At 48.1% G+C, this 339-nt stretch carries 1 protein-coding gene; it reads left to right on the top strand.

Annotated elements, in window-relative coordinates; all coding sequences use genetic code 11:
* Positions 1-339: methyltransferase (locus BCT81_RS03790; protein WP_133152532.1), on the top strand; the 339-nt coding region annotated here is incomplete at both ends.

Raw genomic sequence — 339 nt, forward strand, 5'->3', positions numbered from 1 at the left:
GTATCGATGGGCGAAGCGGCGCTTGAGCATCACCACGGTGAAGAATGGTTGGAGTGGTGTTCTGGTAAAGGCTTCTTAGGACGAATTTTGTCTCAGCAATCGAGCCAAAAGGTGACCAGTTTCGAATGGCAGCAATCGCTCTGTGAAAGTGGCCAAAAAATAGCGGATGCACAACGTCTAGAAATGACCTTTGTGCAAGGTGACGCGTTTTCTGAGAGTGCTGACAAGGTGTTTAATCCAAATCAACATGCGGTTGCACTACATGCTTGTGGTGACCTTCATGTCGAGTTAGTTAAAAAGTCTGTGTCGCATGGGCTCCCTGCGGTGACTATATCTCCT

Source organism: Vibrio sp. 10N.261.52.A1 (assembly GCF_002876325.1).
GTDB classification, from domain to species: domain Bacteria; phylum Pseudomonadota; class Gammaproteobacteria; order Enterobacterales; family Vibrionaceae; genus Vibrio; species Vibrio chagasii.